At 64.3% G+C, this 14,892-nt stretch carries 17 protein-coding genes; 14 read left to right on the top strand and 3 right to left on the bottom strand.

Annotation, left to right across the window (positions count from 1 at the left end; genetic code table 11):
* A partial coding sequence (locus VIR09_RS18160; RefSeq protein ID WP_332014134.1) for an HD domain-containing protein occupies window positions 1-251 on the bottom strand: 251 nt, incomplete at its 3' end.
* A 105-nt stretch (window positions 252-356) separates the two neighbouring features.
* Here VIR09_RS18160 and VIR09_RS18165 point away from each other — a divergent pair.
* Together VIR09_RS18165 and VIR09_RS18170 are read left to right on the top strand one after the other, a co-directional pair.
* Window positions 357-1,190 carry a M90 family metallopeptidase gene (locus VIR09_RS18165; RefSeq protein WP_332014135.1) on the top strand — a complete coding sequence of 278 codons (834 nt, stop codon included), beginning with the start codon at window positions 357-359 and terminating at the stop codon, window positions 1,188-1,190.
* Window positions 1,187-1,696, top strand: coding sequence for a flavodoxin family protein (locus VIR09_RS18170; RefSeq protein ID WP_332014136.1), 510 nt, complete (start codon window positions 1,187-1,189; stop codon window positions 1,694-1,696). The genes VIR09_RS18165 and VIR09_RS18170 overlap by 4 nt, the downstream gene beginning before the upstream one ends.
* A gap of 90 nt (window positions 1,697-1,786) precedes the next feature.
* Here VIR09_RS18170 and VIR09_RS18175 read toward each other — a convergent pair whose 3' ends face one another.
* Window positions 1,787-2,137, bottom strand: a complete 351-nt coding sequence (locus VIR09_RS18175) for a RidA family protein (protein ID WP_013392200.1) — start codon at window positions 2,135-2,137, stop codon at window positions 1,787-1,789.
* A gap of 72 nt (window positions 2,138-2,209) precedes the next feature.
* Window positions 2,210-3,385, bottom strand: coding sequence for a nicotinate phosphoribosyltransferase (gene pncB, locus VIR09_RS18180; protein WP_332014137.1), 1,176 nt, complete (start codon window positions 3,383-3,385; stop codon window positions 2,210-2,212).
* 156 nt (window positions 3,386-3,541) lie between these two features.
* On the opposite strand from pncB, the gene fdxA reads away from it, so the two are divergent.
* The 12 genes from fdxA (at window position 3,542) to VIR09_RS18240 (ending at window position 14,797) form a co-directional block, all read left to right on the top strand.
* Window positions 3,542-3,865, top strand: coding sequence for a ferredoxin FdxA (fdxA, locus tag VIR09_RS18185; protein ID WP_013392198.1), 324 nt, complete (start codon window positions 3,542-3,544; stop codon window positions 3,863-3,865).
* A 49-nt stretch (window positions 3,866-3,914) separates the two neighbouring features.
* Entirely contained in the window at window positions 3,915-4,715 is an 801-nt protein-coding gene (locus tag VIR09_RS18190) for a ferredoxin--NADP reductase (protein ID WP_332014138.1), read from the top strand.
* 211 nt (window positions 4,716-4,926) lie between these two features.
* On the top strand, window positions 4,927-6,153 hold the full coding sequence (locus VIR09_RS18195; RefSeq protein WP_332014139.1) for a polyhydroxyalkanoate depolymerase: 1,227 nt from the start codon (window positions 4,927-4,929) through the stop codon (window positions 6,151-6,153).
* Between the two features lie 174 nt (window positions 6,154-6,327).
* Window positions 6,328-6,972, top strand: coding sequence for an electron transport complex subunit RsxB (gene rsxB / locus VIR09_RS18200; protein ID WP_332014140.1), 645 nt, complete (start codon window positions 6,328-6,330; stop codon window positions 6,970-6,972).
* The gene (gene nth / locus VIR09_RS18205) at window positions 6,969-7,604 is read left to right on the top strand and encodes an endonuclease III (protein WP_054450563.1); all 636 of its coding nucleotides are present in this window, start codon (window positions 6,969-6,971) and stop codon (window positions 7,602-7,604) included. Before rsxB ends, nth begins: the two co-directional genes overlap by 4 nt.
* A 357-nt stretch (window positions 7,605-7,961) precedes the next feature.
* Window positions 7,962-8,735 (top strand): ABC transporter ATP-binding protein, encoded by a 774-nt coding sequence (locus VIR09_RS18210; protein ID WP_013392193.1) that lies wholly within the window; start codon window positions 7,962-7,964, stop codon window positions 8,733-8,735.
* A complete protein-coding gene (locus VIR09_RS18215; RefSeq protein ID WP_013392192.1) occupies window positions 8,732-9,442 on the top strand; it encodes an ABC transporter ATP-binding protein in 711 nt (236 codons plus the stop codon). Before VIR09_RS18210 ends, VIR09_RS18215 begins: the two co-directional genes overlap by 4 nt.
* Before the next feature lie 60 nt (window positions 9,443-9,502).
* The gene (locus VIR09_RS18220; protein WP_332014141.1) at window positions 9,503-10,717 is read left to right on the top strand and encodes an ABC transporter substrate-binding protein; all 1,215 of its coding nucleotides are present in this window, start codon (window positions 9,503-9,505) and stop codon (window positions 10,715-10,717) included.
* 147 nt (window positions 10,718-10,864) lie between these two features.
* Window positions 10,865-11,752, top strand: coding sequence for a branched-chain amino acid ABC transporter permease (locus VIR09_RS18225; RefSeq protein ID WP_332014142.1), 888 nt, complete (start codon window positions 10,865-10,867; stop codon window positions 11,750-11,752).
* The gene (locus VIR09_RS18230) at window positions 11,749-12,732 is read left to right on the top strand and encodes a branched-chain amino acid ABC transporter permease (protein WP_332014143.1); all 984 of its coding nucleotides are present in this window, start codon (window positions 11,749-11,751) and stop codon (window positions 12,730-12,732) included. The genes VIR09_RS18225 and VIR09_RS18230 overlap by 4 nt, the downstream gene beginning before the upstream one ends.
* A gap of 107 nt (window positions 12,733-12,839) precedes the next feature.
* The gene (locus tag VIR09_RS18235) at window positions 12,840-13,865 is read left to right on the top strand and encodes an ABC transporter substrate-binding protein (protein ID WP_332014144.1); all 1,026 of its coding nucleotides are present in this window, start codon (window positions 12,840-12,842) and stop codon (window positions 13,863-13,865) included.
* 86 nt (window positions 13,866-13,951) lie between these two features.
* Window positions 13,952-14,797 (top strand): branched-chain amino acid aminotransferase, encoded by an 846-nt coding sequence (locus tag VIR09_RS18240; RefSeq protein ID WP_332014145.1) that lies wholly within the window; start codon window positions 13,952-13,954, stop codon window positions 14,795-14,797.
* Window positions 14,798-14,892 lie beyond the last annotated feature (95 nt).

Raw genomic sequence — 14,892 nt, forward strand, 5'->3', positions numbered from 1 at the left:
AAGGCCGCCAGCAGGGCTGCGGCGCGGGTGGCGGCATCGGTATGCAGGGCCGCCAGGATGCGGACCACGCCCGCGCCATGCCCGGCCAGGGGCTCGCCGGTCAGCGCCTGTTGTCCTTCGAAACGCGGCTCGGCCCAGGCCACTGCCTGGTCGATCAGCGCCATGCCATCGGCATCAAGGCCGGCGCCTACCTCCTGGCGCCAGGAAGCGTCGAAAGGCGTAGGCGCGTCGGAAACAGGCGGGGCGGACATGACGGACGGCAAGCGGATGTAGTTTGATATCCCGACACTCTACACTAGGGTTTGTGGACACCAAAAGCAGCCGCTAGCCCCGGCATATGGAAGGAACTGAAGCTTATGTTGCGCTGGCTCAAGGGCCGGGGCGCCCGCCCCTCCGCGGTGGCCGAAATGCAGGCCCGCATCTCGCCGGAACTGTGGCAACAGGTACTGGACGCCCACCCGTTCCTGGCGGCATTGAATGCCGCAGAAGCGGCCCAGCTGCAGGCGCGTTCCGCCTGGCTCCTGGCCAGCAAGAACATCAATGGCGCGCAGGGACTGGAGGTCTCGGACTTCATGCGCCTGAGCATCGCGGCCCAGGCCAGCCTGCCCATCCTCAACCTGGCGCCGGAGCTGTATGAGGGCTGGGATGAGATCATCGTGTACCCGGCCAGCTTCCGCATCCCGCGCTCCAGCCAGGACGACGACGGCGTGGTCCACGAATACATGGAAGACGCGGCCGGCGAGGCCTGGGAGGGCGGGCCGCTGGTGCTGTCCTGGGAAGACACGCAGCTCTCGGACGGCGGCTTCAACGTGGTCATCCACGAGTTCGCCCACAAGCTGGACCTGCGCTCGGGCTACGCCGACGGCATGCCCTCGCTGGCCGCGCACCCCGAGCTCAAGCCCCAGGCCTGGCGCCGCATCCTGGACGACAGCCTGGACCGCTTCATCGCGGCCGTGGACGCGGTCGAGGCCGCCATCCCGCACGACGTGGACCCGGAAAGCGAGGCCGCTGACGCCTGGTACGGCCAGTTGCCCATGGACCCGTACGCCGCCACCGACGAAGCGGAATTCTTCGCGGTCAGCTCGGAGCACTTCTTCGTGGACCCCCACCCCATGCACGAAGCGCTGCCGCAATGGTATGGGTTGCTGCGGGCCTACTACCGGCAGGATCCCCTGGAACGCTACGCATGAAACAGCTGCTGATCGTGTGGCATTCGCGCACCGGCGCCGCGCGGCAGATGGCCGAAGCCGCGGCGCGCGGGGCCCTGGCGGCCGCGGCGCAACTGGAACAGGCGTCCGACCTGAATGTGGTTCTGCTGCGGGCCGCGGACACGCAGGCTGAGGAGCTGCTCGCCAGCCAGGGCTATCTGTTCTGCGCTCCCGAAAATCTGGCGTCGCTGAGCGGCGAGATGAAGGAATTCTTCGACCGCAACTACTACGCGGTGCTGGACCGGATACAAGGGCTGCCCTATGCCTGCGCCATCAGCGCGGGCAGTGATGGCGCGGGCGCGGCGCGGCAGGTCGAGCGCATCTGCACCGGTTGGCGGCTCAATCCCCTGGCGCCGCCGCTCATCGTCAACATGGGCGCGCAAAGCGCGCAGCAGATCCTGGCGCCCAAGACCGTGGCCGGCGCGGACCTTGCAAGATGCGAGGAATTGGGCGGCCTGCTGGCCGCGACGTTGTTGCTCGGGCAGTAGCCGGCGACACGCAGGAAAGAAAGACGGGAGGCGGACGCGATAGCCCGCCCCTGCGTCAGGCGCCCACGGCGCCCGACGCGGAAAAGCGCCTTAGACTGCAGCCGTCACGACGATTTCGACCTTGAAATCCGGATTGGCCAGGCGGGCCTCGACGGTGGCGCGCGGAGGCGAGTTGCCGTCGGCGACCCAGGCGTCCCAGGCCTTGTTCATGCCATCGAATTCCTTCATGTTGGCCACGTAGATCTGGGCCATCAGGATCTTGGTCTTGTCGGTGCCGGCTTCTGCCAGCAGGCGGTCGATCGTGGCGAGCACCTGTTCGGTCTGGCCGGTGATGTCCAGCGTGGAATCGTCCGGCACCTGGCCGGCCAGGTACGCGACGCCGTTGTACACGGCCATGTCGGACAGGCGCTTGGCCACGTGGAAGCGCTTGATGCTGCTCATGAATAGTCCCCTAGATTCGAGTGGGTTGGGTGGAACAATGCTGAAGAATCCGCAATTTACCCCGAGCCGCCGTCAGGCGGGAGGCAACTGGAACACCTGGCGCAGATAGGCCAGGTAGGCCGGATCGTCGCACATGGTCTTTTCCGGCGCATCGGACACCTTGGCCACCGGCTGGCCATTGCAGCGGACCATCTTCATGACGATCTGCAAGGGCTCGTGGCCCAGGTCGTTGGTCAGGTTGGTGCCGATGCCAAAGGACACCTTGCAGCGGCCGGAGAACTGGCGGGCCAGCTCGATGGCGCGCGGGAAGGTCAGCGAATCCGAGAACACCAGCGTCTTGGCGCGCGGATCCACGCGGTTCTTGCGGTAGTGCTCGAGCAAGCGCTCGCCCCAGACGAACGGGTCGCCGGAGTCATGCCGCGCGCCATCGAACAGCTTGCAGAAATACATGTCGAAATCGCGCAGGAAAGCATCCATGCCGTAGACATCCGACAGCGCGATGCCCAGATCGCCGCGGTACTCCTTGGCCCAGACTTCCAGCGCGTACACCTGCGAATCGCGCAGGCGCGGCCCCAGCGCCTGGCAGGCCTGCAAGTATTCGTGGCCCATCGTGCCCAGCGGCAGGACCTCGTGCTGCTTGGCCAGCAGCACATTGCTGGTGCCAGCGAAATGCTTGCCCATCTGCGCCTTCATGGTGGACACGATTTCCTCGTGCCAGACCTTGGAGAAGCGGCGGCGCGTGCCGTATTCGGCCACGCGGAAGTCGGCCAGCGCGGGATCGTCCAGTACCAGGTGCATCTTGGACTGCAGGCGCTTGCGGCCTTCTTCCCAATCGGGATTCTTGCGCGTGTTGCGGAAATAGACCTCGTTGACGATGGCCAGCACAGGGATCTCGAACAGGATCGTGTGCAGCCAGGGGCCCTTGACCTCGATGCTGATTTCGCCCGGGCCCTCGCCTTCCTCTATATGGATGCAGCGCTCCGGCAGATGGAACAGTTCCAGGAAATCGATGAAGTCGCTTTTGATAAAGCGCAAGCCGCCCAGATATTTAAGTTCGTCCTCGGTGAAGCGCAACTGGCATAGCTGGCGTACTTCCGCGCGGATTTCGTCCAGATAGGGACGCAGGTCGACCCCGGGCGTGCGGCATTTGTAACGGTACTCGACCTGGGCAGCGGGAAACTGATGCAGAACCACCTGCATCATGCTGAATTTATACAGATCGGTGTCGAGCAGCGAAGTGATTATCATGATGGCGCGTTTCGTTTCGCGACACCATAGCATAGAGCCCCCGCTGTTCAGGACGAAGTGCCACTATGTCAATACGGGTATTGCCGGCACATCGGCGCGGCATTGGGTAAAATCCGCCCAACAAGACACAAAAGCCGCCGCTCCCGGAGTTCCTGAATGACCCACGTTGTCACCGAAAACTGTATCAAGTGCAAGTACACCGACTGCGTAGACGTGTGCCCGGTGGACTGTTTTCGTGAGGGTCCGAACTTCCTCGTGATCGATCCCGACGAATGCATCGACTGCGCAGTCTGCATCCCGGAATGCCCGGCCAATGCCATCTACGCCGAAGAAGATGTGCCGCAGGACCAAATGAATTTCATCGCGCTGAACGCCGAACTCTCTCCCGAGTTCGCCAGTATCAGCCGCGCCAAGAAGCCCCTGCCGGACGCCGACGAATGGAACGGCAAGCAGGACAAGCTGCAATACCTGGAAAAATAATCCGCGAACGCCGGCCCCAGCCTGGCGGCCGGCCTCGCGCGATGTGCCGATGACCGACGACTCCAAATACACGCGCCAGACCGTAACCCACGTCCACACCTGGGTGCCTGACAAGCTGTTCTCCGTGCGCGTGACGCGCGACGACGCGTATACGTTCCAGCCGGGCCAGTTCGCCCGGGTCGGTCTGCCGGAAGCTGGCGCCGCCGAAGGCGAACCCACGCTGTGGCGCGCCTATTCCATGGTGTCGGCGCCGCACGAGCCCTGGCTGGAGTTCTATTCCATCGTGGTCCCCGAGGGCCAGTTCAGCCCGCGCATGGCGCGGCTGCAACCCGGCGACGCCCTCTATGTGGAAAAGACTCCCTACGGCTTCCTGACCCTGGAGCGCTTTGCGCCCGGCGGCGATCTCTGGCTGCTGGCCTCGGGCACCGGCCTGTCGGCCTATCTTTCCATCCTGCGCGACCCCGCCGTCTGGCGCGCCTACCGCCGCATCATCCTGGTGCACGGCGTGCGCACCTCCTCGGAGCTGGCCTACCGTAGCGAAATCGAATCCTGGCGCACCGAGCCCGCCCTGGCCGAATTCTTTGCGGCGGATCCGCAGAAGCTTGTCTACCTGCCCATCGCTACCCGCGAAACCCTGCCCGGCATGCCGCGGGAACGCCTGACCACACTGATCGCCGATGGCCGCCTGGAGCAGTTGGCGGGCCAGCCGCTGGATCCCGAGCAGGCCAAGATCATGCTTTGCGGCAATCCCGAGCTGCTGGCGGACGCCCGCAAGCTGCTGGGCGAACGCGGCTTCAAGCCGGGACGCCGGGGCATCCCGGGCAATCTGGCGGTGGAAAACTACTGGTAGTTCTCTCCGTCCGACTTAGTGCATAAACCCTCCATTTGGTATGACAGCACGTTGTAAAAAGCGCCCTAAACTGGTGCCTAATGGGTATCGGGTCGCTTTTTAGCAACAGATTTGCTTTTTTTGTCGGCGTTTCTTCAGGCTGTTTAGAAATATCGTTAGTCCCCGGGGCAATAATCGGGGCACACGCACGACCCAGAAGGACTTTTCTCAAATGCTGTATCAATTGCACGAAATGCAGCGCGCCTTCCTGACTCCGTTCGCAGCATTCACGGACGCCGGTTCTCAGCTGTTCTCCAGCCCCTACAGCCCCCTCGCCTATACCCCGATCTCCCGCCAGATGGCGGCCGGGTATGAGCTGATGACCCGTATCGGCAAGGAATACCAGAAGCCTGCCTGGAACCTGCCCACCACGGAAATCGATGGCAAGTCCGTTCGCGTCATCGAAGGCGTGGCCATGGACAAGCCGTTCTGTCGCCTGCTGCACTTCCAGCGCGACGTCCGCCACGCGGGTCAGGACGATCCCAAGGTCCTGCTGGTCGCGCCGCTGTCCGGCCACCACGCCACCCTGCTGCGCGACACCGTGCGCGCCCTGCTGCCGGCCCACGACGTCTATGTCACGGACTGGATCGACGCCCGCATGGTGCCGCTGTCGGCCGGCCCGTTCCACCTGAACGACTACGTGCGCTACGTGCAGGACTTCATCCGCCACCTGGGTCCGGACGTGCACGTCATTTCCGTGTGCCAGCCCACGGTGCCGGTGCTGGCCGCCGTCTCGCTGATGGCCTCCGCCAACGATCCCTGCCAGCCGCGCAGCATGGTGATGATGGGCGGCCCCATCGATCCGCGCCAGTCGCCCACGCAGGTGAACCGTCTGGCCACCACCAAGCCCTACTCCTGGTTCGAGAACCAGGTCATCCACCCGGTGCCGCCGCGCTATCCGGGCGCCGGCCGCAAGGTCTATCCAGGCTTTCTGCAGCACGCGGGCTTCATGGCCATGAACCCCGATCGCCACATGAAGTCGCATTACGACTTCTACCTGGATCTGCTGCGCGGCGACGACAGCGACGCCGAAGCGCACCGCCGCTTCTACGACGAATACAACGCCGTGCTGGACATGCCGGCCGAGTTCTACCTGGACACGATCCGCATGGTGTTCCAGGAATTCCAGCTGCCCAACGGCACCTGGGAAGTGGACGGCAAGCTGGTGCGTCCGGCGGACATCAAGAAGGTCGCCCTTCTGACCATCGAAGGCGAGCTGGACGACATTTCGGGCCAGGGCCAGACCCGCGCCGCCATCAAGCTGTGCAAGAACATCCCGACCGAGCGCAAGACTCACTACACGGCGCCGAACTGTGGCCACTACGGCATTTTCTCCGGCCGCCGCTGGCGCGAAATGATCTGTCCTAAAATTGCCGAATTCATCCGGCAATCTGCGTAGGATGGGTGCTGCGCGAGTCAAGCGGGACTAGAACCCGGATCTCCGACGCGCGCAACCCATCAAACAACGGTGGCTGGAAATGCCACTGTTGTTTGATGGGTTGCGCGCGATCTGCATTTGGGCCCCTGGCTTCTGTCTTTTCGCGCCCCGCCCCACGGGTTCTCCTACACATCCATGTCCTGTCGCTCACTAGCCGACCGCATCGATGCCTTGCTGCCTCAGACGCAATGCACCAAGTGCGGATACACCGGCTGCCGGCCCTATGCCGACGCCATCGCGGACGGCGCCGCCCCGATCAACCGTTGCCCCCCCGGAGGCGATGAAGGCATCGCCGCGCTGGCGACCCTGCTCGATACTCCCGTCCTGCCCCTGGACGCCACGCGCGGCGAACCCGGGCCGCTGCTGCTCGCTCGCATCGACGAAGCGCATTGCATCGGCTGTACGCTGTGCATCCAGGCCTGTCCGGTGGACGCCATCGTGGGCGCCAACAAGCACATGCACACCGTGCTGGCAGACTGGTGCACCGGCTGCGACCTGTGCGTGGCGCCCTGTCCGGTCGACTGCATCCAGATGGTGCCGGCAGGCCGCGCCTGGGGCGCGCAGGATGCCGCCATCAGTCGCCAGCGCCACCGCAGCCATCTGGCGCGGGTCGAACGCCTGGCCGCCGACAACGCGCGCCTGATGGCGCCCGAAACGGCCGCCGCAATCAGCGCCCCCGCGCCCGCCGTGGACGAGGCGCGCGACGAGGACCGCAAGCGTTCCGCCATTGAATCCGCGCTGGCCCGCGCCCGGGCCCGCCGCAACCCCACGCAATCATGAACGCAGCCAAACGCCGAGAGATCTTCGCCCGCCTGCAGGCCGCCAACCCGCACCCGACCACCGAACTCGAATACGACACGCCGTTCCAGCTGCTGATCGCCGTGCTGCTATCGGCGCAGGCGACCGACAAATCGGTCAACATCGCCACGCGCAAGTTCTTCCCCGCTTACGGCACGCCGCAGGCCCTGCTGGCGCTGGGCGAGGAAGGCCTGGCCGACTACATCAAGACGATCGGGCTGTACCGCACCAAGGCGAAGAACACCATCGCCACCTGCAAGATCCTGATCGAGCAACATGGCGGCGAAGTGCCGCAGACCCGCGAGGCGCTCGAAGCCCTGCCCGGCGTGGGACGCAAGACCGCCAACGTGGTACTCAACACTGCATTCGGCCAGCCCACGATGGCGGTGGATACGCACATCTTCCGCGTGTCGAACCGCACCGGCATCGCGCCCGGCAAGAACGTGCTGGAAGTCGAACAGAAACTCGAGAAGTTCGTGCCGCGCGAATACATGCAGGACGCGCATCACTGGCTGATCCTGCTGGGCCGCTACGTCTGCGTGGCGCGCAAACCCAAATGCCCTCAATGCGGCATTTCCGATCTCTGCGAATTCAAACAGAAAACGCCCGCCTGATCGGCGCATGCGCGTATGCGCCGACACGGCGTTCGGCGCGCCGCGAACCGGGTTTTCCCTCGCTCTCAAATCCATGACGCGTTGATGACGATCAACGCATATTTGCTGCATTGCGTTTCCATTATGGAAAGGCTCTCTTCCCTTGTGGCGCAAGCATTGTCGGCCTGCCGACAATTGCCCATTCCGCACTGCAAAACCTATGACAAACCCTCATGGAATTTTGATAAATAGGTGCGCATACTCGCCGGCAACTCATAAGAAAACTGCGAGGCTTCGCCAGTTTTCCGGACCCTGCGGGGACCTGGCGCAACGACGGCAGGTGGAGACCGAAATAAATACAACGCCGGTGCAGCGAACATGGACGACACGATCCTGGAGACAAAAGGCCTCACCAAGGAATTCCGCGGATTCGTCGCGGTCAATGGGGTCGATTTGCGTATCAAGCGAGGCGAGATTCATGCCTTGATCGGGCCTAACGGCGCGGGCAAGACCACTTGCTTCAACCTGCTTACCAAGTTTCTCTCTCCCACGTCGGGAACCATCAAGTTCAACGGTATCGACATTACCGGCGAGCGGCCCGCGCAGATCGCGCGGCGCGGCGTGATCCGTTCATTCCAGATCTCGGCAGTGTTCCCGCACCTGACCGTGCTGGAGAACGTCCGCATCGGCTTGCAGCGCAAGACCGGCCTGTCGTTCCACTTCTGGAAGAGCGACAAGCAACTGGCCGCGTTGAACGAGCCTGCGCGCGCGCTGCTGGAACAGGTCGACCTGGGCGCCTTCGCCGACGAGACCACCGTAAACCTGCCCTACGGCCGCAAGCGCGCGCTGGAAATCGCCACCACGCTGGCGATGGAACCGGAACTGATGCTGCTGGACGAACCCACGCAGGGCATGGGCCACGAGGACGTGGACCGCGTCACGCAACTGATCAAGCGCGTCAGCGCCGGGCGGACCATCCTGATGGTGGAACACAACATGAATGTCGTGTCCTCCATCGCCAACACCATTACCGTGCTCGCGCGCGGCTCCGTGCTGGCCGAAGGATCGTACGCCGAAGTCTCCCGCCATCCGGCCGTGATGCAGGCTTACATGGGCACCACCGAGGGCGAACTTCAAGGAGCGCACGCATGAGCACCCCGGCACTGGAAATTTCGGGCCTGCAGGCCTGGTACGGGGAATCGCATATCCTGCACGGCGTGGATATGCGCGTTGGACAAGGCGAAGTGGTCACGCTGCTCGGACGCAACGGCGCCGGGCGCACCACGACCCTGCGGGCCATCCTGGGCCTGACGGGATCGCGCAAGGGTTCGGTACGCATCCACGGCACCGAAGCCATTGACCTGCCCACCTACAAGATCGCCCACCTGGGCGTGGGCTATTGCCCCGAGGAGCGCGGCATCTTCGCCAGCCTGTCCTGCGAAGAGAACCTGCTGCTGCCGCCGGTCGTCGGCTCACTGGGCGGCGGCATGTCGCTGGCCGAAATCTACGACATGTTCCCCAACCTGCAGGAGCGCCGGAATTCTCCCGGCACGCGCCTGTCGGGCGGCGAACAACAGATGCTGGCCGTGGCGCGCATCCTGCGCACCGGCGCAAACCTGCTGTTGCTCGACGAAATCTCCGAAGGCCTGGCCCCTGTCATCGTGCAGGCGCTGGCGCGCATGATCACGGCGCTGAAGCAGCGCGGCTACACCATCGTCATGGTGGAGCAGAACTTCCGCTTCGCAGCGCCCTTGGCCGACCGCTTCTACGTCATGGAGCACGGCCAGATCGTCGAGCACTTCGAAGCCGCAGAACTTTCAGAAAAACAGGACACGCTCAACGAACTGCTGGGCGTCTAGAACCTGTGTCATCCGCCGGAAATCCGGCAACACTACACCGTAGGGAAGAGGAGTCATCCCATGAAGCTGCACACCATCACTGCTGCACTGGCCATGGCGGGCCTGGGATTTGCTGGGGCAACCGCCCACGCGCAAGGTATCTCCGACGATGTCATCCGCATCGGCTTCATCACTGACATGTCGGGCGTGTATTCCGACATCGACGGCAAGGCCGGTCTGGAAGCCGTGCGCATGGCAATCGAAGATGCGGGCGGTTCGATCAACGGCAAGAAGATCGAAGTCGTGTCGGCCGACCACCAGAACAAGGCCGACGTCGCTTCGGCGCGCGTGCGCGAATGGTTCGACGAGCAGAAGGTGGACGTCATCATCGCCGGCACCAACTCGTCGACCAGCCTGGCCATGGCCGGCGTAGCCGCCGCCAAGAAGAAACCCTTCATGGCGATCGGCGCGGGCGCGTCGGACCTGACCAACGCCCAATGCTCGCCCTATACCGTGCACTATGCCTACGACACCGTGGCCCTGGCGCGCGGCACGGGTTCCGCCGTGGTGAAGGACGGCGGCAAGAGCTGGTTCTTCCTGACCGCGGACTACGCCTTCGGCCACGCGCTGGAACGCGACACCATGGCCGTGGTCAAGGCCGCGGGCGGCGAGGTCAAGGGCCAGGTGCGCGCACCGCTGGGCGCGTCGGACTTCTCGTCCTTCCTGCTGCAGGCGCAAGCCTCCAAGGCGCAGATCCTGGGCCTGGCCAACGCTGGCGGCGACACCATCAACTCGATCAAGGCCGCCAATGAATTCGGCGTGACCAAGACCATGAAGATGGCCGGCCTGCTGGTCTTCATCAACGACGTGCACGCGCTGGGCCTGCCAGCCACCCAGGGCATGTACCTGACCGACGGCTGGTACTGGGACCAATCCGACGCCTCGCGCGCCTGGTCCAAGAAATTCGAAGCCAAGGTCGGGCGCAAGCCTTCCATGCTGCAGGCGGGCGACTACTCGGCCACGGCTTTCTACCTGAACGCCATCAAGGCCACCGGCACGGACGACGGCGACGCCGTCATGAAGTGGATGAAGTCGAACAAGGTCAACGACTTCTTCGCGCAAGGCGGTTATGTGCGCGAAGACGGCCGCATGATCCACGACATGTACCTGATGCAGGTCAAGACCCCGGCCGAATCCAAGGCGCCGTGGGACTACTACAAGGTCGTGGCGACGCTGCCTGGCGACGAGGTCTACACCAAGTTGTCCGAGTCCACCTGCAAGCTGGTCAAGAAGTAGACCAGCCCAGGTAATTCCAGACGCGACCCGGCGAACCTACGCGCCGGGCCGCGTTTTTGACCGGGTCGTGTTTCAACCGGGTCAGGTTCTGACCGGGTCAGATTTTGACTAGCTCGCTTCCATCCGTACGCGCAGGATTTTCACAAGATGACTGACATTTTCGGCATCCCCATACAGGCCTTGTTCGGCCAGCTGTTGTTAGGCCTGGTCAACGGCTCCTTCTACGCCATGCTGTCGCTCGGGCTGGCCGTCATCTTCGGGCTGCTGAACGTCATCAACTTCGCGCACGGCGCGCTCTACATGCTGGGCGCGTTCGTCGCCTGGATGGGCCTGTCGTACTTCGGGTTGAACTACTGGGTCATGCTGATCCTGGCGCCGCTGATCGTCGGACTGTTCGGCATCATCATAGAAAAGCTGTTGCTGCGGCACCTGTACAAGCTCGATCACCTGTACGGGCTGCTGCTCACCTTCGGCCTGACGCTGCTCATAGAGGGCCTGTTCCGCAGCTTCTACGGCGTCTCGGGCCAGCCCTACCCCACGCCCGACGCGCTGCGCGGCGCTACCAACCTGGGCTTCATGGTCCTGCCGAACTACCGCGGCTGGGTCGTGGCAGCCTCCCTGGTGGTGTGCCTGGCAACCTGGTTCGTCATCGAGCGCACCCGCCTGGGCGCCCTGCTGCGCGCCGGCACCGAGAACCCGCGGCTGGTGGAGGCCTTCGGCGTGAACGTGCCGCGCATGATCACGCTGACCTATGGCTTCGGCGTGGCGCTGGCGGGCTTTGCCGGCGTGCTGGCCGCGCCGGTGTTGCAGATTTCCCCGCTGATGGGCTCCAACCTCATCATCGTCGTGTTCGCCGTGGTCGTGATCGGGGGCATGGGGTCCATCATGGGCGCCATCTTGACCGGTCTGGGCCTGGGCGTGATCGAAGGACTGACCAAGGTGTTCTGGCCCGAGGCCTCCAGCACGGTCGTGTTCATCATCATGGCCATCGTTCTGTTGATCCGCCCGGCCGGGCTGTTCGGAAAAGAAAAATGAATCGTCAATTCCTGGGCTATGCGGTACTGGCCGTCGTGGTGGCCATACTTCCCTTCGTCGGGGTGTATCCGATCTTCGCCATGAAGATCATGTGCTACGCGCTCTTCGCGTGCGCATTCAACCTGCTGCTGGGTTTCACTGGTCTCTTGTCGTTTGGGCATGCCGCCTTTCTGGGCAGCGCGGCCTACGCGACCGGGCACGCGCTCAAGGTGTGGGGCTTTCCCACCGAGATCGGTCTGCTGTTCGGCGTGGCCGTAGCGGCGCTGCTGGGCCTGGCGATGGGCGCCATCGCCATCCGCCGCAGCGGCATCTACTTCGCCATGATCACGCTGGCGCTGTCGCAGATGGTGTTCTTCTTCTTCCTGCAGGCGAAGTTCACGGGCGGCGAGGACGGCCTGCAAAGCGTGCCGCGCGGCACCCTGTTCGGCCTGATCGACCTGTCCAAGGACCTGAACCTGTACTACGTGGTGATGGCCATCTTCATCATTGGCTACTTCATCATCTGGCGCACGGTGAACTCGCCCTTCGGCCAGGTGCTGCAGGCGCTGCGCGAGAACGAGCCGCGCGCCATCTCGCTGGGCTACGACGTCGACCGCTTCAAGCTGCTGGCCTTCGTGCTGTCGGCCGCGCTGGCCGGCCTGGCGGGCGCCACCAAGACCCTGGTGTTCGTGTCGGCCACTTTGTCCGACGCCACCTGGCAAATGTCCGGCCTGGTCATCCTGATGACGCTGATCGGCGGACTGGGTACCTTGACCGGCCCCATCCTCGGCGCCTTCATCGTGGTGCTGCTGGAAAACAAGGTCGGCGACTTCGGCCAGATGATGGCCAACCTGACCGGCGTGGACTGGTTCCTGCGCCTGGGCGAATCGGTCACCATCGTGATCGGCCTGATCTTCGTGATCTGCGTGCTGGCCTTCCGCCGCGGCATCGTAGGCGAGGTTGGCGCCCTCATCAACCGCCGGCGCGCCGCCCGCGCCTGATCCAGGCAACGCAGGTAGCACGGGGCCGCAATCCGCGGCCCCGTTTCATTTGGCACGACGGCGGCCACCCGTACAATGAACGGCACCCCATCAAACAGGTGCTGACCATGCGCAACCCGCATCCGCTCGCCCCCGTCCTTGGCGCCCTGGCGCTGGCAGCCGCTCTCATCCCTGCTGCCGCACAGGCCGCCGATCCCACCGCTCCCGTCTGCGAAATCAACCGGCCGGTCCGCTTCAGCGGCCTGAACTGGGAATCCAACCTGGTCCTGGCCGGTATCGAACGCTACGTGCTGGAACACGGCTACGGCTGCAAGACCACGGTCGAGATCGGCGAAACCCTGCCCATGCTGGCCGCGCTGCAGCGCGGCGACGTCGACGTCACCCCGGAAGTGTGGCCCGGCCAGATCGAAGGCGCATGGAAGAAGGCCCTGGCCAGCGGCAAAGTGCTGGGCGTGGGCCACGTGTACGACGCCGGCGAAGGCTGGTACGTGCCGCGCTACACCGTCGAACGCCACCCCGGTTTGAAGTCCGCGGCCGACCTGGCGCGCTTCAAGGAAGCATTCGCCGACCCCGAGGAGCCCGGGCGCGGCCGCATCTACGGCTGCCCGGCAGGCTGGGCCTGCGGCACCCTGAACGAGAACCTGCTGCGCGCCTTGAAGCTTGAAAAAGACTACGCGATGTTCGCGCCCGGCTCCGGCGCCGCGCAGAAGGCCGCCATCGTCTCCGCGTACAAGCGCAAACGCGACATCGTCTTCTACTACTGGACGCCCACCTCGCTGGTCGGGGCGCTGGACCTGGTGAAGCTGGAACTGCCCCCCTTCGACCAGGCCGCTTACACCTGCATGACCGATCCCAAGTGCGCCAATCCCGTGGCCACCGAGTTCAAGCCCAACCCCGTGGTCACCGGCGTGAATGCCCAGTTCGCGAAACAGGCGCCGCAGATCGCCGAATTCCTGGGCAAATTGACCGTACCCAGCGACGCCATCGACGCCACGCTGGGCTGGCTGGAAAATGAAGGCAAGGAGCCCGAGGACGCCGCGCGCTATTTCCTCAAGCAGTATGGCCCGGTCTGGCGGCAATGGATGCCGGCGCAGACAGCCGACCGCGTGCAGGCGGCGCTGGCGCGCGAATGACAGCCGGAACCAGGCCGCCGCCTCATGTATCCTGACGTTTCGGCGCGCCGATAGCGCCAACCCAATTCAAGCGAAGGAAGACAACCATGGATGCCTTGTTCTGGCACAACGGTCACTGGACCACTGAAAACCCCAAACTGCTCGGCCCGGCCGACCACGCCTTCTGGATGGCCAGCATGGTGTTCGACGGCGCGCGCGCCTTCCGCGGCCTGACGCCGGACCTGGACCTGCACTGCCAGCGCGTGGTGCGCTCGGCCGAAAAAATGCTGATGAAGCCCCAGCTCGGCTGGGAAGAAATCCAGCAGCTGTGCCTGCAGGCGGTAGCGAAGTTCCCGCAAGGCACCGAACTCTACATCAAGCCCATGTTCTATTGCGCCGACGGCTTCCTGCTGCCGGACGCCGACAAGACCCAGTTCGTGCTGCATGTGTTCAAGGTGCCGATGCCGGGCGACCAGGGCTTCTCCGCCTGCTTCTCCAGCTTTGCCCGTTCCTGGCCCAACATGGCGCCGACCGACGCCAAGGCGTCCTGCCTCTACCCCAACGGCCAGCGCGCCATCCGCGAAGCCGCCGAGAAAGGTTTCGACAACGCCATCATGCTGGACGGCGCGGGCAATATCGCCGAGTTCGCCACCAGCAACCTGTGGATAGCCAAGGACGGCGTGGTGTCCACGCCGGCCGACAACGGCACATTCCTCAATGGCATCACGCGCCGCCGGGTGCTGGCCTTGCTGAAGGCCGACGGCGTCGATGTGCAGGAGCGCAGCCTGACCCGCGCCGACATCGAGGCAGCCGACGAAGTGTTCTCGTCCGGCAACTACGGCAAGGTGGTGCACGTGAACCGCGTCGAAGACCGCAAGCTGGAATACGGCCCGATGGCCCGCCGCGCCCACAAGCTGTACATGGATTACGCGGAAAGCAGCGGCGCGAAGTAGGATCGCCGCCGCCTCAGCCACCTCCCAAGCTGCCCGCCCTGTGCGGGCAGCTTCGTTCTCAGGAATGCCCAATGCAGACTCGACGTGACTTTCTC

Origin of the sequence: Achromobacter sp., assembly GCF_036567245.1 — a bacterium.
In the GTDB taxonomy this organism is placed as follows: domain Bacteria; phylum Pseudomonadota; class Gammaproteobacteria; order Burkholderiales; family Burkholderiaceae_B; genus Achromobacter.